Source organism: Rhizobium sp. ARZ01 (assembly GCF_014851675.1).
Classification (GTDB): domain Bacteria; phylum Pseudomonadota; class Alphaproteobacteria; order Rhizobiales; family Rhizobiaceae; genus Mycoplana.
Genome location: NZ_JACVAE010000001.1, coordinates 2,692,842 through 2,713,917 on the forward strand (window position 1 = coordinate 2,692,842; position 21,076 = coordinate 2,713,917).

Annotated in this window: 13 protein-coding genes; 7 read left to right on the forward strand and 6 right to left on the reverse strand. The window is 62.3% G+C overall.

The genetic code is table 11. From position 1 onward, the window contains the following. Positions 1–90: 90 nt before the first annotated feature. Positions 91–1,308, forward strand: a complete 1,218-nt coding sequence (locus IB238_RS12840) for a DUF459 domain-containing protein (protein WP_192246766.1) — start codon at positions 91–93, stop codon at positions 1,306–1,308. A 6-nt stretch (positions 1,309–1,314) separates the two neighbouring features. Next, positions 1,315–1,728 carry a VOC family protein gene (locus tag IB238_RS12845; protein WP_192246768.1) on the forward strand — a complete coding sequence of 138 codons (414 nt, stop codon included), beginning with the start codon at positions 1,315–1,317 and terminating at the stop codon, positions 1,726–1,728. A gap of 190 nt (positions 1,729–1,918) precedes the next feature. Here the strand turns inward: IB238_RS12845 and IB238_RS12850 are convergent, their stop codons facing one another. Together IB238_RS12850 and gltB are read right to left on the reverse strand one after the other, a co-directional pair. After that, positions 1,919–3,373: a glutamate synthase subunit beta gene (locus tag IB238_RS12850; RefSeq protein WP_192246771.1), complete on the reverse strand. Its 1,455-nt coding sequence runs from the start codon at positions 3,371–3,373 to the stop codon at positions 1,919–1,921. 99 nt (positions 3,374–3,472) lie between these two features. Continuing rightward, positions 3,473–8,197, reverse strand: coding sequence for a glutamate synthase large subunit (gene gltB / locus IB238_RS12855; RefSeq protein WP_192246773.1), 4,725 nt, complete (start codon positions 8,195–8,197; stop codon positions 3,473–3,475). A gap of 529 nt (positions 8,198–8,726) precedes the next feature. Here gltB and IB238_RS12860 point away from each other — a divergent pair. Next, positions 8,727–9,776: a low specificity L-threonine aldolase gene (locus tag IB238_RS12860; RefSeq protein WP_192246775.1), complete on the forward strand. Its 1,050-nt coding sequence runs from the start codon at positions 8,727–8,729 to the stop codon at positions 9,774–9,776. Positions 9,777–10,051: 275 nt separating this feature from the next. On the opposite strand, the gene IB238_RS12865 is transcribed toward IB238_RS12860, so the two are convergent. Further along, the gene (locus IB238_RS12865) at positions 10,052–10,513 is read right to left on the reverse strand and encodes an Hsp20 family protein (protein ID WP_192246777.1); all 462 of its coding nucleotides are present in this window, start codon (positions 10,511–10,513) and stop codon (positions 10,052–10,054) included. A gap of 436 nt (positions 10,514–10,949) precedes the next feature. Between IB238_RS12865 and IB238_RS12870 the strand changes: the two genes are divergently transcribed. Beyond that, positions 10,950–11,912: an alpha/beta hydrolase gene (locus IB238_RS12870; protein ID WP_192246779.1), complete on the forward strand. Its 963-nt coding sequence runs from the start codon at positions 10,950–10,952 to the stop codon at positions 11,910–11,912. 124 nt (positions 11,913–12,036) lie between these two features. Here IB238_RS12870 and hisN read toward each other — a convergent pair whose 3' ends face one another. Both hisN and IB238_RS12880 read right to left on the reverse strand, forming a co-directional pair. Further along, entirely contained in the window at positions 12,037–12,810 is a 774-nt protein-coding gene (hisN, locus tag IB238_RS12875; RefSeq protein WP_192246781.1) for a histidinol-phosphatase, read from the reverse strand. Between the two features lie 292 nt (positions 12,811–13,102). Beyond that, positions 13,103–13,984, reverse strand: a complete 882-nt coding sequence (locus tag IB238_RS12880; RefSeq protein WP_192246783.1) for an N-formylglutamate amidohydrolase — start codon at positions 13,982–13,984, stop codon at positions 13,103–13,105. 190 nt (positions 13,985–14,174) lie between these two features. Here IB238_RS12880 and cpdR1 point away from each other — a divergent pair, with 190 nt between their 5' ends. Next, a complete protein-coding gene (cpdR1, locus tag IB238_RS12885; RefSeq protein WP_192246785.1) occupies positions 14,175–14,537 on the forward strand; it encodes a response regulator CpdR1 in 363 nt (120 codons plus the stop codon). Between the two features lie 155 nt (positions 14,538–14,692). Here cpdR1 and IB238_RS12890 read toward each other — a convergent pair whose 3' ends face one another. Beyond that, positions 14,693–15,241, reverse strand: a complete 549-nt coding sequence (locus IB238_RS12890; protein WP_192246787.1) for a Pycsar system effector family protein — start codon at positions 15,239–15,241, stop codon at positions 14,693–14,695. A gap of 114 nt (positions 15,242–15,355) precedes the next feature. On the opposite strand from IB238_RS12890, the gene IB238_RS12895 reads away from it, so the two are divergent. Then, positions 15,356–18,988: a FecR domain-containing protein gene (locus IB238_RS12895; protein WP_192246788.1), complete on the forward strand. Its 3,633-nt coding sequence runs from the start codon at positions 15,356–15,358 to the stop codon at positions 18,986–18,988. After that, positions 18,988–20,967 (forward strand): CHASE2 domain-containing protein, encoded by a 1,980-nt coding sequence (locus IB238_RS12900; RefSeq protein WP_192246790.1) that lies wholly within the window; start codon positions 18,988–18,990, stop codon positions 20,965–20,967. The genes IB238_RS12895 and IB238_RS12900 overlap by 1 nt, the downstream gene beginning before the upstream one ends. The last annotated feature ends 109 nt before the right edge of the window (positions 20,968–21,076 follow it).

Consider the following 21,076-nt stretch of genomic DNA (forward strand, 5'->3'; position numbering starts at 1 on the left):
CGCGGGCTTTCCCGAACGCGATCAATTTGCCATCATCATGCCATGACGGCGTCGGAGCATCATTCCGACCAAACAGGATCCTGACTGCGCATGGGACGATTTCGCCGAGTGGCACTGTTATTGACCTGTCTGGCGGTCGCCGTGCCGCCAGCGGCGATCTATTCGGATGCCATAGCGCAGGAGCGCGTCCAGCGCCGCACCGTCCTTGACCTTCTCTTCGGCGGCTTCGGATTCGGACGCCGGGCGCAGCAGCGACCACAGACCTACCAGCAACGCCAGCAACCGCGCCGTTTGCAGGCAAGGCCCGAGAAACCGAAAACCAAGAAGAAGGTGCCGGCGGCCATTGCCGTTCCCGAGCCGGTCGTGGTGGCGAAGCTTCCGGACGCGCGCAAGGTGCTAGTTGTCGGCGATTTTGTCGCCAGTGGCATCGGCGACGGCCTGGCGGAGGCATTCACGGAGATCCCTGGCGTTATGATCGAGGCACGCACGAACGGCTCTTCCGGCCTCGTGCGACAGGACTACTACAACTGGCAAACCGAGCTTCCGGCCCTGATCGATGAAATCAAACCGGCGGCCGTGGTGGTGAGCCTCGGCGCCAACGACCGGCAGATGATGGCGATCGGCGGGCCGAAGGAAAAATTCCGAAGTGAAGCCTGGACGAAGGAATACGAGCAGCGCGTCGCCAATCTCTCCTCGTATGTGAGGGCAAGGAACGTGCCGCTCTTATGGGTCGGCATGCCCGCCTTCCAGACTGCTTCGATGACGGCCGATATGTCGGCCTTCAACACGATTTTTCGCGGCGCTGTCGAGAAAACCGGCGGCACCTTTGTCGACATCTGGGACGGCTTCGTCGACGAGGACGGCAAGTTCGTCGTGACCGGCTCCGATATCAACGGCCAGCAGGTCCGTCTGCGCGGTTCCGACGGCGTATCGATGACGAAGGCCGGCAAGCGAAAGTTGGCCTTCTATGTCGAGAAGGAAATCCGGCGGATCCTCGGAGACGCCATGACGGTCGATGGGCAGAGACAGGGTGGTGAGGCCGTATCGGATCTGGTCGTCACCGCCCCGACCGACGCTGCCGATATCGTCCGAACCCAGCCGATCAGCCTGACCGATCCGGCACTCGACGGCGGCACAGTCCTCCTCGGTGGCTCCGCACTCGACAAGGGCAGCGGCCGCAGCCCGCGTGACCGAATGATCGAAAAGGGCGAGTTTGCGTCGGCACCGGAAGGGCGCGTGGACGACTTCCGGATGAACAAGCTGCGACCAGCGATCGGCATCCAGCAGAATTCAGCGAATCGGGAATAGAACAGCATGGAAAACACAAGGCCCGAGCCAACGGCTGCCGAGGCTCGCTCGACATTTCTCGCCGTCGAGCCGCAGCTTTACGTTACCAATATCGAAGCGTCTTGCGACTACTATAGCGAGAAGCTTGGTTTCACCGTCGCCTTCCTCTACGGCGATCCGCCCTACTACGGACAGGTCTATCGCGACGGCGTTCAGTTAAACCTGCGGCAGGTTGAACGCTTGCCGTTCGACAGCGACTTTCGGGCAAGAGAAATCGATGCTCTCTCGGCAACGATCGTCGTCGAGGACGTTGCCGCGCTCTATGCCGAATACGAGGCGACCGGCGCCAATTTTCACCAGAAACTGCAGATCGAGGAATGGGGCACGAAGACGATCATCGTCAGCGATCCCGATGGCAACCTGATCGCGTTTGCAAGTTAAGCGTCGCGGCCGCAACGCACTGTTACAGCCCTTCATTTTCCTCGAACAACGACCAAACCGATCCGTCATGCCGGACTTGATCCGGCATCCAGCCCGCTCAAGTCCTTGAGCGAATAAACTCAACTGCGCCGCAGACGCGGCGCGGCTGGATCCCGGCTCGCCGGGATGACGAGAGACGACCTGAGCCGGTTCAGCGCGGCAGCGTGGTCGAGCCCATTAGCGCCTCATCGATCGCGCGTGCGGCCTGGCGGCCTTCGCGGATCGCCCAGACGACCAGCGACTGGCCGCGGCGGATGTCGCCGGCAGTCCAGAGCTTGTCGACCGAGGTCTTGTAGTCGCGGTCGTTGGCGACGACGTTCGAGGAACCGCGCTTGTCGGTGTTGATCGCCAGCGTCTCGCCGAGGTCCTTGACCACGCTGTTGGTGAAGGGGCCGCGGAAACCGATGGCGATGAAGGCGAGGTCGGCCTTGATGATGAACTCGGTGCCGGCGACCGGCTTGCGGCGCTCGTCCACCTGGCAGCACTTGACGCCCGTCAGAACGCCGTCCTCGCCGACGAATTCGAGCGTGCCGACCTGGAACTCGCGGATCGCGCCTTCGGCCTGCGAGGAGGAAGTGCGCATCTTCGTCGCCCAGAACGGCCAGACGGCGAGCTTGTCCTCCTTTTCCGGCGGCTGCGGACGGATATCGAGCTGGGTTACTTTCACCGCGCCCTGACGGAACGCAGTGCCCACACAGTCAGACGCGGTATCGCCGCCGCCGACGACCACGATGTGCTTGCCACCAGCGAGGATCGGATCGGATGGCCAGCCGACGCTGTCGACGTTCTCGCGGCCGATGCGGCGGTTCTGCTGGACGAGATAGGGCATGGCGTCATGCACGCCAAGGAGATCGACGCCGGGAATACCCGCGTCGCGCGGGGTTTCAGAACCGCCGCAGTAGAGCACGGCATCGAAGGTGGCGAAAAGCTCGTCCATCGTCTTGTCGACGCCGACATTGACGCCGCAATGGAAGGTGACGCCCTCGCCGCGCATCTGCTCGACGCGGCGGTCGATGAAGTTCTTCTCCATCTTGAAATCCGGGATACCGTAGCGCAGCAGGCCGCCGGGCTTGGACTCGCGCTCGAACAAATGGACCTCATGGCCGGCGCGGGCGAGCTGCTGGGCAGCCGCCATGCCGGCGGGGCCGGAGCCGATGACGGCGACCTTCTTGCCGGTGTGGACCGTTGCCGGCTGCGGCACGATGTAGCCCATCTCATAGGCCTTGTCGGCGATCGCCTGTTCGACGGTCTTGATGGCGACCGGCGTGTCCTCGAGGTTCAGCGTGCACGCCTCCTCGCAGGGTGCGGGGCAGACGCGGCCGGTGAACTCCGGGAAGTTGTTGGTCGAATGCAGGTTGCGGATCGCCAGTTCCCAGTTGCCGTTGTAGACCAGATCGTTCCAGTCCGGGATCTGGTTATGAACAGGACATCCCGTCGGACCGTGGCAATAGGGAATGCCGCAGTCCATGCAGCGCGCTGCCTGCTTTTGAACTTCCTGGTCCGACATGGGAATCGTGAATTCGCGGAAGTGGCGAATGCGATCCGACGCCGGCTGGTACTTCGCAACCTGCCGATCGATTTCCATGAAACCTGTAACCTTACCCATTTTCAGTTCCTGATCTAAGCGTGTCTCAACATGCGCCCTCAAGGCGCGTGGAATGGCCCCTGATCGGCTGCGACCAGGGGCACGCATGCGGGGGCCGGGTTACTCGGCCGCTTCCGCCATATTCATGCGCTCCATCTCCTCGAGCGCGCGCCGGTATTCGACCGGCATGACCTTGCGGAACTTCGGACGGTAGTCCGCCCAATGGTCCAGAATGTCTTTCGCGCGTTTCGAGCCCGTGTAGTGCAGGTGGTTGGAAATGAGCTGGTACAGGCGCTCCTCGTCGTGCCGCGTCATGTCGCCGGAAACGTCCACCATGCCCTTGTGCATGATGTCGCCGCCGTGATGATGCAGCTTCTCGAGCATGTCGTCTTCTTCCGGCACCGGCTGTAGCTCGACCATGGCCATGTTGCAGCGGCGGGCGAAATCGCCTTCCTCGTCCAGCACGTAGGCGACGCCGCCCGACATGCCGGCCGCGAAGTTTCGGCCGGTCTGGCCGATGACGACGACGACGCCGCCGGTCATGTACTCGCAGCCGTGGTCGCCCACGCCCTCGACGACGGCGACCGCACCGGAGTTGCGCACGGCGAAGCGTTCGCCGGCGACGCCGTTGAAGTAGCATTCGCCCGCGATCGCACCATAGAGCACGGTGTTGCCGACGATGATCGATTCATGCGCCACGGTCTTGGCGTTCTCCGGCGGACGGACGACGACGCGGCCGCCCGAAAGACCCTTGGCGACATAGTCGTTGCCGGCTCCGACAAGATCGAAGGTGATGCCGCGCGCCAGGAAGGCGGCAAACGACTGGCCGGCCGTGCCGTTGAGGCGCACGGTGATCGTGTCGTCCTTCAGGCCCTTGTGACCGTAGCGCTTGGCGACTTCGCCCGAGAGCATCGCGCCGGCCGAGCGGTCGACGTTCTTGATGTCGACCTCGTATGCGACAGGCGTCTTGTCTGAGAGAGCCGGTTTGGCCTTTTCGATCAGCGTGCGATCGAGAACGTCCTCGATCGGGTGGTTCTGCCGCTCGGTCCAGTAGGTCGCCTGCTTCGGCGCATCGATCTTGTGGAAGATGCGGCTGAAGTCGAGGCCCTGCGACTTCCAGTGGCTGATCAGTCGCTCCTTTTCGAGCAGTTCGGAGGCACCGATGATCTCGTCGAGCTTGCGCACGCCGAGCGAGGCGAGGATTTCGCGCACCTCTTCGGCGACGAAGAAGAAGTAGTTGACGACGTGCTCCGGCGCACCCTTGAAGCGCTTGCGCAGCACCGGATCCTGGGTGGCGACGCCGACCGGACAGGTGTTCAGGTGGCACTTGCGCATCATGATGCAGCCGGCCGCAATCAGCGGTGCTGTGGCGAAGCCGAACTCGTCGGCCCCGAGCAGCGCGCCGATGATGACGTCACGGCCGGTCTTCAGGCCGCCGTCGACCTGTAGTGCCACGCGCGAGCGCAGGCCGTTGAGGACCAGCGTCTGGTGCGTTTCGGCCAGGCCGATTTCCCACGGCGAACCCGCGTGCTTCAGCGAGGTCAGCGGCGAGGCGCCGGTGCCGCCGTCGAAGCCGGCGACAGTGATGTGGTCGGCACGCGCCTTGGCAACGCCCGCCGCAACCGTGCCGACGCCGACTTCGGAGACGAGCTTGACCGAGATGTCGGCCTCCGGATTGACGTTCTTCAGGTCGTAGATCAGCTGTGCCAGATCTTCGATCGAGTAGATGTCATGGTGCGGCGGCGGCGAGATCAGGCCGACGCCCGGCGTCGAGTGACGGGTCTTGGCGATCGTCGCATCGACCTTGTGGCCGGGCAGCTGGCCGCCTTCGCCGGGCTTGGCGCCCTGTGCCACCTTGATCTGCAGCATGTCGGCGTTGACCAGGTACTCGGTGGTGACGCCGAAGCGGCCCGAGGCGACCTGCTTGATCGCCGAGCGCTCCGGGTTGGCTGACCCGTCGGCCAGCGGCGTGTAGCGGTCGGCTTCCTCGCCGCCCTCGCCGGTGTTCGACTTGCCGCCGATCCGGTTCATGGCGATGGCGAGCGTCGTATGCGCCTCTCTGGAGATCGACCCGAACGACATCGCGCCGGTGGAGAAGCGTTTGACGATCTCGGACGCTGGTTCGACTTCCTCGACGGAAATCGGCTTCTTGCCCCAGGCCGCCGCGTCCTTGACCGAAAACAGGCCGCGGATCGTGTTCATGCGCAGCGACGAGGTGTTCACCAGCTGGGAGAACTCCTTGTAGCGGTCCTGCGCATTGCCGCGCACCGCATGCTGGAGCGAGGCGACGACGTCGGGCGTCCACGCGTGATCCTCGCCGCGCATGCGGTAGGCATATTCACCGCCGATATCGAGCGTGTTGGCCAGGATCGGATCGCGGCCGAAGGCAGCCTTGTGGCGGGCGACCGTCTCCTTGGCGATCTCTTCGAGGCCGATGCCCTCGATTGTCGTTGCCGTGCCGAAGAAATACTTGTCGACCAGCTCCGAGGAAAGGCCGATCGCGTCGAAGATCTGCGCGCCGCAATAGGACTGGTAGGTCGAGATGCCCATCTTGGACATGACCTTCAGGATGCCCTTTCCGACCGCCTTGATGTAGCGATAGACGATCTCGTCTCCATCGACCTCCTTCGGAAACTCGCCGCGCTTGTGCATGTCGGTGAGGGTGTCGAAGGCAAGGTAGGGATTGATCGCCTCGGCGCCGTAGCCGGCGAGCAGGCAGAAATGGTGCACTTCACGCGGTTCGCCCGTTTCGACGACGAGGCCGACCGAGGTGCGCAGGCCCTTGCGGATCAGGTGGTGATGCACGGCGGCCGTCGCCAGCAGCGCCGGGATCGCGACGCGGTCCGGACCGATCTGGCGGTCGGAGAGCACGATGATGTTGTAGCCGCCCTTGACTGCCGCTTCCGCCCGTTCGCAGAGGCGATCGAGCATTTCCAGCATCGCTTCCGCGCCACGCGTGACGTCATAGGTGAAATCGAGCGTTTTGGTGTCGAAGCGGTCCTCGGTGTGGCCGATCGAGCGGATCTTTTCCAGGTCGCCGTTGGTCAGGATCGGCTGGCGGACCTCCATGCGTTTCGCATGCGCCGCACCGAGGTGATCGAGGATGTTCGGGCGCGGGCCGATGAACGAAACGAGGCTCATCACCAGTTCCTCGCGGATCGGGTCGATCGGCGGGTTGGTGACCTGGGCGAAGTTCTGCTTGAAATAGGTGTAGAGCAGCTTCGTCTTGTCCGACATGGCTGAGATCGGCGTGTCCGTGCCCATCGAGCCGATCGCTTCCTGGCCGGTGGTCGCCATCGGCGACATCAGCAGCCTGGTGTCCTCCAGCGTGTAGCCGAAAGCCTGCTGGCGATCGAGCAGAGAGACGTCGCGGCGAAGCGCGCGCGGCTCGACCGGGCGCAGGTCCTCGAGGATCAGTTGGGTGTGATCCAGCCACTCGCGATAGGGATGCTTGGCGGCAAGCTCGTGCTTCACCTCTTCGTCGGAGATGATGCAACCCTTCTCCATGTCGATCAGCAGCATCTTGCCCGGCTGCAGGCGCCACTTCTTGACGATGCTTTCTTCGTTCACGGGCAGCGTGCCAGCTTCCGACGCAAGGATGACACGGTCATCGTCGGTGACGAGATAGCGGGCCGGACGCAGGCCGTTGCGGTCAAGCGTCGCGCCGATCTGCTTGCCGTCGGTGAAGGCGACGGCTGCAGGACCGTCCCACGGTTCCATCAGGGCTGCGTGATACTCGTAGAATGCCTTGCGCTCGGGCGACATCAGCTGGTTGCCTGCCCATGCTTCCGGGATCAGCATCATGACTGCATGGGCCATCGAGTAACCGCCGCGGATCAGAAATTCGAGCGCGTTGTCGAAACAGGCCGTATCCGACTGGCCTTCATAGGAGATCGGCCAGAGCTTGGAAATGTCGTCGCCGAACAGCGGCGAAGAGACCGAGGCCTGACGGGCCGCCATCCAGTTGACGTTGCCGCGCAGCGTGTTGATCTCCCCGTTGTGGGCGACCATGCGGTAGGGGTGTGCCAGCTTCCAGGACGGGAAGGTATTGGTCGAAAAGCGCTGGTGCACGAGGGCAACGGCGGATTCGAAGCGCGGGTCGGCGAGGTCCTTGTAGTAGGCGCCGACCTGGTAGGCCAGGAACATGCCCTTGTAGACGATCGTCGACGACGACAGCGACACCGGATAGAAGCCGCTCTCCTCGCCCTTGTATTCGTCATAGATGCGGTTGGAGATCACCTTGCGCAGGGTGAACAGCCGACGCTCGAATTCCGGCGTCGTCGCAGCGTTCCGCCCGGCGCCGATGAAGACCTGCACATGGCGCGGCTCGGTGGCGACGATGTCGGGTGCCTTGGAGAGCGAGGAATTGTCGACCGGCACGTCGCGATAGCCGAGCAGGTGCTGGCCTTCCTCGGCCACGACATCCTTGATGACGCTCTTGAAGTACTCAACGAGCTTTTCGTCCTGCGGCATGAAGATATGGCCGACGGCATATTCGCCGGCCTTCGGCAAGGTAATACCTTGCTTGGCCATTTCCTCGCGGAAGAAGCGGTCGGGGATCTGCACCAGTATACCCGCGCCATCGCCCATCAGCGGATCGGCGCCGACGGCACCGCGGTGCGTCAGGTTTTCCAGCATGAACAGACCGTCCTTGACGATCTGATGCGACTTCTTGCCCTTCAGGTGGGCGACGAAGCCGACGCCGCAGGCGTCATGCTCGTTTTTCGGATCATAGAGGCCCTGTTTTATCGGATGACCGGTTCGTCGCGTCGTCGTCGTTTTGGCGCCCGTCGCAACCGTCTGCGCCCGGTTCGAACCAAAACTCGTCGACGCGAAATCCACCATCGTCATCCCTCCTGTGGCCCGAGCTGCGGGCAGGGTTCCGCCCGCGCGCCAGCCGGAAAGCGTCCTCGCATCCGGCCCCACGGGCGTCATCGTTGCATGAACCGGATCGAGCGGCAAATAGAAGGTCCGGCCGACCAGGCAAGCGTCAGCGACCGTTGAAAAGTGCAAAGCGCGACCGTTCATTCGGTGAACGGCGTTACTTGCGCCATCAGCCGGACACCTCCGAAAGAGAGGTGTGGGGCGTTGTTTCGGTCCTCTGACCGAAATAGGACAGCATGACTGTCCTATTTCGTAGGCTCTATGCCAGAAACGGATTTGGACCGCAAGGCCATGTTGCTAAAATAATAGCACTCCGAGACGAAAAATTGCCAACCAATATGGCCTTTTGAAATTTAATTACGAGATTTCGAACTAAAATTTCATTTCATTTCAAAATGATCGATTTGCCGCCAGAGCCGATTGATCGGAGCGCGCGCTGGATTATCGTCCGAGTCGACCACGCAATTGAGCCGGAAACGAGAATTTTCGTATGTATTTTGCCTCCGACAACTGGGCAGGCGCCCATCCTGACATCGCACGCAGTCTCTCCGCGGCCGCCGACGGATACGCCAAGGCCTATGGCGCCAGCGAGCTCGACAAAAAGGTCGAGCGAACCTTCAGTGAGATCTTCGAACGCGACGTGGCCGTCTTTTTCGTCGGCACCGGCACGGCTGCCAATTCGCTGGCGCTTGCCAGCTACAACCGCCCCGGGGGGCAGGTTTTCTGCCACGCCGAGGCACACGTGAACGTGGACGAGTGCAACGCGCCCGAATTCTTTTCCGCCGGCTCGAAGCTCGTGCCCATTGATGGCGCGCGTGGAAAGATGCCGGCTGAGGCGTTGGCTGCGGCGCTCGCCCGCTTCTCACCGGAAAATGTCCATGGCGGTCAGCCCGTTGCCGTCACCATAACGCAGGCAACGGAGGCCGGCACCGTCTACGAACTGGACGAGATTGCCGCGATCGCCGACGTTGCGCACCGGAAGAAGCTGCCGCTACATATGGACGGTGCACGCTTTGCCAATGCGCTCGTCACCCTCGGCGCAACGCCTGCGGAAATGACCTGGAAGCGCGGCGTCGATATCCTTTCCTTCGGCGGCACGAAGAACGGCTGCTGGTGTGCGGAAGCGCTGGTGCTTTTCGATCCCGGCCGCGCGCATGAGATGCACTTTCTGCGCAAGCGCTCCGCCCAGCTTTTCTCGAAATCGCGCTTCATCGCCGCCCAGTTCGACGCCTATTTCCACGACGGCCTGTGGTTGGAACTTGCCGGCCATTCCAACGCGATGGCCGCAGGACTGGCCGCCGGGATTGCGCAGGCAAAGACCGCCCGGCTCGCCTGGCCGACCGGATCGAACGAGGTTTTTGCGATCCTGCGCAATGCCACGATGCAATCGCTGCGGGACAAGGGCGCAGTCTTCTACGACTGGCCCGCGCCGCTTGGCATCAAGGAAACGATGGCCGAAGACGAAACGATGGTCCGCCTCGTCACCAGCTTTGCCACCCGACCCGAGGACGTGGAACGCTTCCTGTCGCTGTGTGTTTGAGCAAACGAGAACCGTCGCCAGAAGGCGTTGGTCGCCCTTGCGGAACGTTCTCCTTCCGTCACCCCGGCATTGAGCCGGGATCCAGCTGCGCCGCGTCTGCGGTGCTGAAGAGTCTTTTGCGCTCAAGGACTTGAGCGCGCTGGATTCCGGATCAAGCCCGGCATGACGGACCAATTTGGCGCTGATCGTAATGAAAGATCGGAGCAGGCTTTGGCGACAAACGCAAAACGGCGCCCTTACGGGCGCCGTCGATATTCACTTACTGCCGGCGATCGTCAGACGGTCTGCGCCTCGATCTGCTTGGCATCACGCGCGACCGAGGTGATCTCAATCTTGCGCGGCTTGGCTGCCTCCGGAATCTCGCGGACGAGATCGATGTGGAGCAGGCCGTTCTTCAGCTGCGCGCCGCGGATCTCCACATGATCGGCGAGCTGGAAGCGGCGCTCGAAGGCGCGCTTGGCAATGCCGCGGTGGAGAAACTGCGCCTGATCGCCGGTCTCGTCGGCTTTTTCACCCTTGATGGTCAGTACGTGCTCGCGTGCCTCAATCGAAAGCTCGCTTTCATCGAAGCCGGCAACCGCCATGGTGATGCGATAGGCATTTTCGCCGGTGCGCTCGATGTTGTAGGGCGGATAGGTCGGGCTCTGGTCCGGCTGGCCAAGGCTGTCGAGCATCGTGAACAGACGATCAAAGCCGACGGTGGAACGGTAAAGGGGAGAGAAATCGACGTGACGCATGGTGTCCTCCTTTGAGCGACGAATTGCTGTCATAGAAGCCAGAACCCGATTTCAAAGGTCCTGACCCGGTTAATTTCGGACACGCACCCCTATCTGGCGGTGCGAACCCTTCAGCGGACCCTTCCGGCGCCCGCAGTGACGAGATGGGGATCGCAAAGCACGGCTTCAAGACCCCTTTTTCGTTGATTCGGCTGACAACACTTGAATGGCCGATGAACGCACATTTCGGGTTCCGTTCAGCCGCCCTCAACTATAGCGGGATCATCGGAAGCCTGATCTTCCGTGACCGGGGTGCTACGTCCCTTCTGCTCCGGTCAAATTCGCCGGCACGTGCTGCGATGCGCCCCCGCGTCCCGCACGGCCGGCTTTTTTCTTTGACGCGCCACCGTGTAGCACCTACGCTTCATGCACCAACGCTTGCAGAGCCTTCCCGAATATGGACGAAATTCTCTACGCCACGCCCGACAATCCCGTTCCCGGCAACCATTTCGCCGGCTTTTTCGAAGGCAAGGGCGGCGTGAAGAATCGCTATGCGGTCTTCCGTTCGGCAATGCCGGAAGCCAAGGGCACCGTTGTGCTCCTGCAGGGACGTAACGAGTCGATCGAGAAGTATTTCGAGACCATCAATGAGCTGACGGCACGTGGCCTGTGGGTCGCCACCTTCGACTGGCGTGGTCAGGGTGGATCCGGCCGCATGTTGCGTGACGCCAGACGCGGGCATGTGGCCCGGTTCTCGGACTACGAAGCCGATCTCAGCCGGTTCCTCGAACAGATCGTGCTCCCAGACACTCGCCTTCCGTTCTTCATCGTCGCGCACTCCATGGGAGCGCTCGTAGCGCTATCGCAGGCGCCACAGCTTGAAAGCCGCATCGACCGCATGGTGCTCGCGGCACCATTCCTCGCCCTGGCCGGCCAGGTGATGAGCCAGCGCTCGATTTCCGCCATCGCCAATGCGGCGAGCTTCTTCCAGCTGGGCGCCCGAACCTTCCGCGGGGACGCACCGACAACGTCCTTCGAGGGAAACGTCCTGACTAGCGACCGGCGCCGTTTCAGCCGCAACCTGGCGATCTGCTCTACCCATCCGGAGATCGCGATAGGCCCGCCCACGGCGCGCTGGCTGAAGGAAACGCTCGGTGCGATCGGCCGTGTCTCGCGCCAGGAACACCTGACACGGATACGCATCCCGACCCTGGTGCTGTGCCCAACGCTGGATCCCATCGTCCCACGCTCAGTTCTGAATGCGATCGCCCACAAGTTTCGCGCCGGCCGCCTCATAGAGATCGACGGGGCACGGCATGAAGTCTTCCATGAGGCCGACCGCTATCGGGCGCAGGCGATGGCCGCGATCGACGCTTTCATCCCCGGCAGCCAGGCCGAACATACTGCTCTCGGCGCCTGACGCGCGGTCGCGAAGTTACTGGGCTTAGCAAGCGACCGCACCGGCCCTTGCCTACGCGATCGCCGGCACCGCCGTCGAGTTGTCACACACTAAGGCAGCGCAACGGGAGCGGCTGAAAACCCGTTCAACCCTGCAGGATTGCGATCGCTTGTTCGTAGACGGCACGGCTACCGGCCGCGATGATACTGCCGCCCATTTCGGCCGGGCCGCCGTCCCACGCCGTGATGACACCGCCCGCCTGCTCGATGACGGGTATAAGCCCGCCGACGTCATAGGCCTTTAGGCCGGATTCGATCACAAGGTCGACATGGCCAGCGGCAAGGAGCGCGTAGGCGTAGCAATCGACGCCGTACCGGAATAACCGTACTTTATCCTGTACCGCGTCATAGCGTGTCCGGTCCTCACCGATGAAAAGATGCGGCGAGGTGGTGTACATGATCGCATCGGCCAGATGTTCGCAAGGACGTGTCGACAGCACGCGGTTCCCCTCTGGCCCCTTGTAGCTCGACTTGTTGCCGTCAGCGAAATAACGCTCCCCAGTGAAGGGTTGGTCGATGAGTCCCATCACCGCCTTGCCATTGCGATAGAGGCCGATGAGCGTGCCCCAGACCGGCAATCCCGAGATGAAGGCCCGTGTGCCGTCGATCGGATCGATGACCCAGACGTACTCACGGTCCAGCCCGATCGAACCGTGCTCTTCCCCGAGGATCCCGTGGCCGGGAAAGCGCTCAGTGATCAAAGCACGGATAGCAGCTTCCGCCGCGCGGTCGCCTTCGGTCACGGGATCGAACCCCTTTGCCTCCTTGTTCACCACGTCAGCGCCAACGCGAAAGCGCGGCAGGGTCTCCGCCTTGGCGGCATCGGCGAGCTGGTCGAAAAAGGCGCGGTCGGGAAGCATGGCAATCTCATGAAAGGGGAAGGTACGCGTTTCAATAGAGCAATGCGGGGGAAAACGGAACCGGATTGCGTCACGATCAGATATCGACCGAGATTGTTCGGCCGGCAAATATTGCCATGTACGGCAAATCTTCGCGTGCTTGACAATTGTGCAATGCAATATTACCGTTTCGTCACAGTCATTTCTGACTGTAAATACCCTCCTTGGGTGTTTCCTCCCTCGACTTGACCGCGCGTTGAGCGCGGTTTTTTTTGGCCGCCAGGAAACCCGCTCATCACAGTCCAGGGTAGTGTCACTCGGCAGCGAGCGCGCTGTCGGAGGCATATTTGTCGACATAGCCTGCGAATTCCGAAAGCGCCCGCGTAATTCCAGCCCGCACGGATTCGAACTCCGGCTTCTTTTCCAAGGTCGTCTCGTCCACGTAAAGCGCCCGGTTGACCTCGATCTGCAGGGCGTGCAGTCCCTTGGCAGGGCGTCCGTAATGCTCGGTAATGAAGCCACCCGCATAGGGCTTGTTGCGCGCCACAATGAAGCCCATGTCCTCGAACAGCCGCACGAGCGTGCGCGAAAGATCTCCGGCAGCACTTGTCCCGTAGCGATCACCGATGATGAAGTCCGGCCGCGTCCCGCCGGCGACACGGATATTGCCCGGCATGGAGTGGCAATCGACCAAAACGGAGAAGCCGAACTTCAGGTGAGTCTGCACGATCAGGCTGCGCAAGCAGGCATGATAGGGCTTGTAGATGTTTTCGACCCGCTCCAGCGCCTCCCCCACCGGCATGCGCCGCTGGTAGATCTCCATGTTCTCGGCAACGATGCGCGGAATCGTCCCCAGACCGCCGGCGACCCGCATCGAGCTCACGTTCGCGTAGGGCGGAAGGGATCCTTCGAACATGCGGGGATCGAGTTCATAAGGTTCGCGGTTCACATCGAGGAAGGCACGGGGGAAATGCGCAAGGAGAAAGGGGGCACCAAGGCCGGGTGCAGCGTGGAAGAGCTCATCGACATAATGATCCTCCGATCTGCGGATAGAGAGCGCATCCAGTCGCGAATCACGGACGAATCCCTGTGGATAGGCGCGACCGCTGTGGGGGGAGTTGAACACCAGGGGAATGGTCTGCGAAACCGGCTCCAGCACCTCGAAGAGGCCGTTTTCACTGAGTTCCGGCGCCATTGCGGTCCTTTACCATGTAACAAAATCGCGATGTCTAGTATGTTGCCAGCGGCGGGCTTGCGTGTCCATAGTCACAACAACGAGCAGCGAATCGCTGTTTGCATCCATTCACTGGATGTTTACCAGAATCGTTTTTCGTATCAGAACCGCCGCACAGGCAAGACAACCAGCAGTAACGGCCCCCAGTAACATGAGTTTCAAGATCCTCCTCGCCGAAGATGACAACGATATGCGCCGATTCCTCGTGAAGGCGCTGGAGAAGGCCGGCTACAAGGTCATGTCCTACGACAACGGCGCAAGCGCCTATGACCGGCTGCGCGAAGAGCCCTTCTCCCTCCTCCTGACCGATATCGTCATGCCGGAAATGGACGGCATCGAGCTTGCGCGCCGGGCTACCGAGCTCGATCCGGACCTGAAGGTCATGTTCATCACCGGCTTTGCCGCTGTGGCGCTCAATCCGGACTCCAAGGCGCCCAAGGATGCCAAGGTCCTGTCCAAACCGTTCCACCTGCGCGACCTCGTCGACGAGGTCAACAAGATGCTCGCAGCCTGACGCACGAGCCGCATCCCATCGGATAGAAACGCTCAGCCGTTGCGCGCCCATGGCGCGCAAGCGTGCGCCAAACGCTGCCGCCGCCCCAATCCGGCGATCCCCCAATCCGGTGTTTTGTCTGCGCTAACGCGACAAGCACCACGTGCGCGCCACCTTCACTGACGGGCGAGCAACAGCACGACGTACGCGACAACCGTCATCAGCAATCCCCGGAAGGCGAAGCGGACCATGCGGTACTTGTTGATCGCAAGCTGTGACATCGCGTCGGCATTTTCCAGATACTGCCCGAATAGATAGGCCATATCGCCCGTTTCACTGGCGTCGACGAGTCGATCGCGCTGGCCCGACCACGCACCCCAAAACAGTGACGTGCCGCTGTCCACTCGCCGCGGCAGGACGACAAGGATGGCGCATATGATTGTAAAAACGATCGAAATCGCAAGGAAAACGGAAACCAGTCCCCATAGATGATTGTTGTTTTCGTAGCGAGCGAGGTTGAATACGCCCTGCCCCTCGGCAGACCACATCAGGAAGGCGAGCATAAAAGTAAATATATATGCCGCCTTCTGATCTGCCGACTTCACCTGATCGTAAAATACGTCATTCACCTTCTTAACATGATTGAAATGCTCAAGAGAAAATTCCTGTCTTTTGACGTTTTTCTCACCGACTTCCTTCTCCAAGGTAAATCCAGCATTTGCCATGAACTAACATCCCTTCGTTTAGTGTGTTTCCCTGTTAATACAGCCGCCGGCAAAAGCAAGTGTACCGCTGGGGCGCGCTTGACATTTCCGCAACGGCTGTCAGTTCTTGCGCCAATGAAAACACGGACCGGATTGAAGACAATTGCGGCATTGCCGCTGATCACCGCTTGGGCGCTGACAGCCGCCCATGGCGAGCCAGTTCCGCGTGCAGCCCCGGCCGCAGGCTCGGTCATCGCACGCAAGTCGGGTGAGGAAGTCCGCTTTTTTGACGTTTCCAGCTGGCACCACGTCAACCTCAACCAGGACCTCCTGACGGGCGACGAATTGCGCACAAACGCCACCGGGCAGCTTGCCGTGCTTTTCGCCGACAACACCCAGGTTCGCCTGGGACGCAACTCCACCATGCTGGTCAGGCAGATGGCCGCATCCGGCGACACCGTGCTCGACCTTCAAAGCGGCACCATCTGGGCGCGCGCCCAGCGCGGCGGTCAAGGGCTGAAGATCGAGACGCCGGCCGCGGCAGCCGCCATCCGCGGCACCGACTGGTCGCTGTCCGTCGAGGGCGACAAGACCTCGCTCGTCGTGCTCGAGGGCAGCGTCGAACTGGCAAACGAGCTCGGCAGCGTGCGGGTCGGTCAGGGCGAGGCTGCCGTCGCGCGCATCGGCCAGGCGCCGCAGAAGGTCATCATCGTCAGTTCCGACGACCGCGAACAGATGCTGTTCTATCTGTCCCTGCGCGACGCCTTCTCCTTCATGCCCGCCTCAACGTCGACAGTGCAGGACATGCGCCGGGCGATCGACCGCATCGAGGCCGAGCCGGAACCGAGCCGCAGCGCCGAGGATTGGCTGACGCTTGCCGAGGCCCAGCTTTCGCTCGAGGGCCGACAGCAGGCGCAGGCCTCACTCGACCGGGCCAGGACGATGAAGCTGTCCACCGCGCAGCGTGCGCGGGCCGATTTCCTCGACGGGCTCATTGCCGGATCGGAACGTCGCTTCGACGAGGCGGCGCGCCTTTTCGCTCGCGCTCGCCCCGGACTGGACGCGAAGCGCGGCAGCGTTGCCGACTTTGGCGGCTTCTTCGCTCGCGCAATGGTCAACCCCGACCGGTTGGAGAAGGCGCCCCGTCACGCAACCGGGCCCTATGGCGCTGTCTCCAAGGCCTATGCCGCGGGCTTTCTGGAAAACATCCGCGCCGCTATCGACATCATCAAACAGGCCGAGAAGGACTATCCGGACGACCCATCGCTTCCCGCCTACCGCGCCGCATTTGCGATGCTTATCAACGATCGCGAGCAAATCAAGGAAGGGATGGCGCGTTCGCTTGCGCTGGACCCCGCCCAACCGATGGCGCTTCTTGTCCGGGCTCGCTACCGCGCTGATATCGATGGAAACGTCGACGCGGCGATTGCCGACCTGAACGCCGCCCTTGAGGTTGCGCCGGGCTCAAGTGACCTGTGGAACGATCTCGGGCTCGCCCAGTCGGTGCGCGGTGACGTGCAGTCGGCAGAGAAGGCGTTGAAGCGAGCGATCGAACTCGACCCCGAGGGAGCCGTCGCGCGCGCCAATCTCGCGATCGTCTACCTCGATCAGGACCGCGTGCGAGAGGCCAAGCGCGAGATCGACACCGTCATGGCGCTCGACCCCGGCTTCGACCTCGCACTGGTAGCGCGCGGACGATATCACCTCGCGATGGGGGAACTGGACAAGGCAACGCAGGACCTCCTGGCAGGCACGGTCGCCAATCCCGCCTATTCGCAGGGCCAACTCCTCCTCGCCATAGCCCAACAGGAGCAGGGCAATCGGGAAGCCGCGCGCCAGGCATTGGACAATGCCGACCGTCTGGATCCGAACGATCCTGTCATCCCGTCGTTCAGGGCAAGCGTCGCAATCGATGAATACGATTCGGACGGCGCCATTGCTGCTGCGCAGGAATATCTGCGTCGGCTGCGCGCGACCGGAGGCGAGCACGCGGCCATCAGCTTCAACCATGACGCCGGCTCGACGCTCAACAACGCCTTCCGCCTGCAGGGCCTGAACGCCTGGGGCCAGTATTACGGCGACATCACCTTCGATCCGTTCACCGGGACGTCCTATATCGACCAGACGTTGCACGGCAGCGTCAACCCGTTCCTGAACAACTACCTTTACGGCAATGACGGGATCGAGCCGACGCAGAACAAATCAACCTTCTCGTCCTTCATGCAGGGGCTGCTATACGACCCGCATATGCTGGCCGGCCCTTCGGCCAGGCCCTATTACGTCCGCTATCCCTTCGCCGAAGTCGAACTCGGCTACGGTCTTTCGACCTATAACGGCGACTCGCGGCCGATCTACGAGGGCAGTTGGCAGAGCTTTACCAACCTGCCCTTTCCGGTCAGCACACTGGCCAGTCTCCAATGGGTAAAGACGCCGTTCTCCGGCACCACCCCCCTGATCATCGATGGCGATTATGACGGAGAGACGCAGCTGGTCGGCGGCACCGGCTACATCACCGCAACACCGACCCCGGACGACCGCTTCGTCGCCTATGGCCAGCATTTCGACAGCCGGTTCGACCAGACCTTCTCTCCTACCCCGATCGGGCGCGACGAAAGACTGAAGTCGACCGATGCCGGCATCGGCTGGAGCCACACTTTCAGCTTCGAGAACGTGGTCAATGCGGCGTTCTTCTATAGCGACACCGACAGCGACGGCGCTGTCACCATCGACAGCGCTGCTGCGACAGACGACTCGCGCCAGAAGAGCTACATCGGTGCACTCAACCACACGATTGCCACGGGCGACCTTGCCTGGCGATACGGGGTGGAAGGCGGAGTCGTCGACTATCGCTTTGGGCAATCCCTGGATATCGGGGGCGTTCCGGTAGCCTCAGGCGCTGCCAAATACTCGGTCGACTACGGACGCCTCTATGTCGACGTCCTGCACGATATCAGCAGTACGCTACGCGCAGAGTACGGGCTCTTCGGCACCTATGCCGACGGGGACCTCGTGGAGACGCGCGGCATCGACCCCCGCGCCGGCATCGCCTACTCGCCATCGGACGGCCAATGGCTGCGCGCCGCCTATATCGGCCAAAGCTACGACTTCGACATCAACACGCTCGCTCCGGTCAGCACCGTCGGCCTTCAGGCGAACCAGACAGGTCTGGCGATCAATGGAGACACCGACACCATTGCCGCGCGGTGGGATTCAGAATGGAACGATTGGCTGTTCACCGCCGTCGATCTCCAGCACCAGGACCTCAAAAATTTCTCGGTCAGCTACCCCACACTTTGGCCCGCACCGATTTTTGGCGACACTGTGGGACTGGAAGACGGTCGGATCGACCGCGCAAGCGTAACCTCGAACATCCATATCGGCCACGGCTTTGGCCTCTCTGGGACACTCGCCTACATCGATTCAGAAAACCAGGATTCGGGCAGCCCGGATGAAGGACGTTCATTGCCGTTCGTGCCGGACTGGGCTGGGCAGGTCGCCCTCACCTGGGTCAACGAGGCGAATGTCAAGGGGACCATAGCGGCCAATTACATCGGCAAACGGCTGGGGAACGGCACGACCTTGGGCATCCCCCCGCAGGAACTCGACGCCTACTGGACGCTCGACGCCGCCGTTACGTGGGAACCATTCGACAAGCGGTTCGAGCTGAACCTCGCCGCCTTCAACCTGCTCGACGACGATTTCGAGGTTGCGACCGGTGTGCCGGGCTGGGGGCGTAGCTTCAAGGGCACCGTCAAGGTTCGCTTTTGATGGAAGGTGCTCCCCGCGCATCTTCCGCAAGAGGCGTGAACGGCACGCCGAAGATCAGCCGCAAGCTGCGACTGATCCTGCTGACGATCGCCACCATCCTCATCGTCTCAGCGCTCACGCGCTTTCCCTTCTGGTCGCTGCAGGAACTCAGAAGCTTCGACTATCTCTCCACGTTCGACGATCCCGCCCCGCCCGTCGACAGTCCGATCGTTGTTGCGATCGACGAGCCATCGCTTGCCGAAATCAACGTGCAGTGGCCCTGGCCGCGCGACATCCATGCCAGGCTGATCGCGGCATTGCGGGCCGCAGGCGCCAAGGCGATCGGCCTCGACATCATCTTCGCCGAGCCGTCCACACCGGAGCGGGACGCAGCGCTTGCCGAAGTTCTCGGCCCCGACGTCGTACTTGCCGGTGACGAGAGCGTGATCGTCACGCCGCAAGCCGAGCAACTCGTGCGAACCACGCCGCTTCCACTCTTTACCGACGCCGGCGCCGTCACCGGCATGGCCTCGATCACGCTTAGCGGAGACGGCACCTTCCGCGAGCTGCCGCGTTACGAGGACGGCCTCGCCCGGCAGATCGCGCGCACCGCAGGCCGACCCGACGCTTTGCCGCCGGGCGACTGGCTGATGCAGTCCTATGGCCCTGCCCGCAGCTACCCGACGGTGTCCTATTACCAGGCGCTCGACCCTGAAAACTTCCTGCCGAAGGATTTCTTTCGCGATCGCGTCGTCATCGTCGGCCTGAGCCTGCAGAATGCGCCGGAAATCAACCACGGCGGCGCCGATGCCTTCGCAACCCCCTATACCGTCCACACCGGCCGCCTCGTGGCAGGCGTGGAAATCCAGGCGACGATCTTCGACAATATCACGCACGGCAGCGCCATCCGGCGGGCGGAGACGCCATTCGTACTGGGCGGTGTCGCGCTGGCAGCCCTGCTCGCCGCCCTCACCGTCTGGCGCTCGACCGGCTGGCAGACTGCGGCGGTCACGCTCGGCGTAACACTCGCACTTGCAGCGATCAGTTATCTCCTGATCCGCCATGCCCATCTCTTCGTCTCGCCGCTCGGCCCCGCGCTCGCCTTCGTCTCCGTGGCGATCGGCCAGGCCGCCTTCGACTATGCCGACGAGCGGCGCAACCGCAAGCAGATCACGCGCGCCTTCTCGCGGTACCTGTCGCCGGCGCTGGTCGAGCGGCTCGCCCGCGACCCCTCGCAACTGCGGCTCGGCGGCGAACGGCGCACGCTCTCCATCCTCTTCTGCGACGTGCGCGGCTTCACCACCATCGCCGAGACGATGAAGGATGACCCAGAACAGCTGACGACGCTGATCAATCGCCTTCTTACGCCGCTTTCGGATATCGTCCTCGGTCACGGCGGCACGATCGACAAGTACATCGGCGACTGCCTGATGGCCTTCTGGAACGCGCCGCTCGACGACGAGGATCACGCCAACCATGCGGTGGCCGCGGCAATCGACATGCTGGCGCGGATGGAGACGCTGAATGTCGAACTGAAGCGCGAGGCGGCCGAGCGCGGCGCGGTCTACCATCAGCTCCGCATCGGCGTCGGCATCAACACCGGCGATTGCGTCGTTGGAAACATGGGCTCCTCCCAGCGCTTCGACTATTCGGTCTTGGGCGACTCAGTGAACCTCGCCTCGCGTCTCGAAGGCGCTTCGAAGAACTACGGCGTGCCGCTTCTGATCGGCGAAGGAACCGCCCTTCTGGCCGACCATTTCACCAGCCTCGAACTGGATCGCATCACCGTGAAGGGACGCACCGTCGCCTCGCCGATCTTTACCGCCCTTGCCGCCGTGCCGGCTGATATCGCAACCAAGCACAAGCGGTTCATCACGGCCCGCTATGCCGGCACGCTTCAGGCGGAAGACGCGCTGTTCGTTGATTTGACCGCGGCGCTGCCGGCCCTTTCGAACTATTACGAAATGGTACGTTCCGAACTCGCAAACAGCGGCGCCTGAGCTACGCTCCAAATTTCGTCACGGCGAGCGATGAAAAGCGGCGCCCCGCCCGTCCTATTCCTGGAACAGGCCGCCACTCGTCCCATCCTCTTGAACCGTATCCAGACGG

Coding starts and splice junctions, on each gene's coding strand:
- IB238_RS12840 (WP_192246766.1), top strand. CDS start 91: ATGGGACGATTTCGCCGAGTGGCACTGTTATTGACCTGTCTGGCGGTC.
- IB238_RS12845 (WP_192246768.1), top strand. CDS start 1,315: ATGGAAAACACAAGGCCCGAGCCAACGGCTGCCGAGGCTCGCTCGACA.
- IB238_RS12850 (WP_192246771.1), bottom strand. CDS start 3,373: ATGGGTAAGGTTACAGGTTTCATGGAAATCGATCGGCAGGTTGCGAAG.
- gltB (WP_192246773.1), bottom strand. CDS start 8,197: ATGGTGGATTTCGCGTCGACGAGTTTTGGTTCGAACCGGGCGCAGACG.
- IB238_RS12860 (WP_192246775.1), top strand. CDS start 8,727: ATGTATTTTGCCTCCGACAACTGGGCAGGCGCCCATCCTGACATCGCA.
- IB238_RS12865 (WP_192246777.1), bottom strand. CDS start 10,513: ATGCGTCACGTCGATTTCTCTCCCCTTTACCGTTCCACCGTCGGCTTT.
- IB238_RS12870 (WP_192246779.1), top strand. CDS start 10,950: ATGGACGAAATTCTCTACGCCACGCCCGACAATCCCGTTCCCGGCAAC.
- hisN (WP_192246781.1), bottom strand. CDS start 12,810: ATGCTTCCCGACCGCGCCTTTTTCGACCAGCTCGCCGATGCCGCCAAG.
- IB238_RS12880 (WP_192246783.1), bottom strand. CDS start 13,984: ATGGCGCCGGAACTCAGTGAAAACGGCCTCTTCGAGGTGCTGGAGCCG.
- cpdR1 (WP_192246785.1), top strand. CDS start 14,175: ATGAGTTTCAAGATCCTCCTCGCCGAAGATGACAACGATATGCGCCGA.
- IB238_RS12890 (WP_192246787.1), bottom strand. CDS start 15,241: ATGGCAAATGCTGGATTTACCTTGGAGAAGGAAGTCGGTGAGAAAAAC.
- IB238_RS12895 (WP_192246788.1), top strand. CDS start 15,356: ATGAAAACACGGACCGGATTGAAGACAATTGCGGCATTGCCGCTGATC.
- IB238_RS12900 (WP_192246790.1), top strand. CDS start 18,988: ATGGAAGGTGCTCCCCGCGCATCTTCCGCAAGAGGCGTGAACGGCACG.